The sequence below is a fragment of the Agromyces seonyuensis genome (assembly GCF_009789225.1).
Taxonomy (GTDB): domain Bacteria; phylum Actinomycetota; class Actinomycetes; order Actinomycetales; family Microbacteriaceae; genus Agromyces; species Agromyces seonyuensis.
Genome location: NZ_WSTA01000154.1, coordinates 1 through 1,032 on the forward strand (window position 1 = coordinate 1; position 1,032 = coordinate 1,032).

Below are 1,032 nucleotides of genomic sequence, written 5' to 3' on the forward strand. Positions count from 1 at the left end.
CGACGGGGTCGACGGCGACGCCGGCGGGCGGCTCGGCCGGAGCGACCCGCGCGACGCGACCGGCGGCGACCTGGCCCGCACGCCACGCGCTGCCCGCGACGGGGATCGCCGCGGCGACCTCGGCGATCGCGAGCGGGACGAGGCAGACGACGGCGAACGCGGGCCCCGAGAGACCTCCGTCGAGGAGGCGCGGCGCGGCGATGAGGATGCCGCCGAGCGCGCCGAGCCCGCCGAGCGCGGCCATCACGGCGTTCGCGATGCCCTGGGCGGCGGACTGGCGCCGCACGGCGCGCTGCAGCCGCTCCCCGAGTCGGGCGATGCGGGCGCGGTCGGCGGCGTCGGCATCGAAGGCGACGAGCGCGTCGAGCGCGTCGAGGTGTTCCACGACCGCGGCCTGGAGCGCCCCTCTGGCGGGCGCGAGCTCGCGGTCGGCCCGGGCGCCGGCGAGGCGCTGCGCCGCCAGGGCGACGAGGATGCCCGCAGCCAGGATCGCCGCCTCGAGCAGCGCGGCCTCCGGCGCGAGCAGGGCGATGCCGACGAGCGCGGCGACGAGCACGACGCCCGCGCTCACGACGGGCTGCACGGCGCGCAACGGCACGAACTGCAACTCGTCGACGTCGGCGGTGAAGCGCGAGAGGAGCTCGCCGCGACGGGCGAGCGCGAGTCCGTCGGGCGCACTCGGTACGAGCCGCTCGAAGACGCCGGCCCGGATGCCCGCGAGCTGGCGGAACGACGCGTCGTGGCCGGTGAGCCGCTCGGCGTAGCGGAAGACGGCCCGGCCGAGCGCGAACGCCCGCACCCCGACCACGGCCATGCCGAGGTACATCACGGGCGGCTGCTCGGCGGCGCGGGTGATGAGCCACGCGGAGCACGCGATGAGGGCGACCGCCGAGCCGGCGCTCGCGAGCCCGAACAGCACCGACGGCAGCAGGCGCGGCCAGCGCGGCACGGCGCCGCGGAGGATGCGGCGGGCGTCGGCGTCGGCCGCGTCGGCGGCGCGAGCGCCCGAGGCCGAGGCGGCCGTGGTCGTGC

Annotated in this window: 1 protein-coding gene; it reads right to left on the reverse strand. The window is 79.0% G+C overall.

All coding sequences use genetic code 11. The features are described from left to right. On the reverse strand, nucleotides 1-1,032 hold a 1,032-nt coding region (locus tag GB864_RS17980; RefSeq protein WP_272898221.1), incomplete at both ends, for an ABC transporter transmembrane domain-containing protein.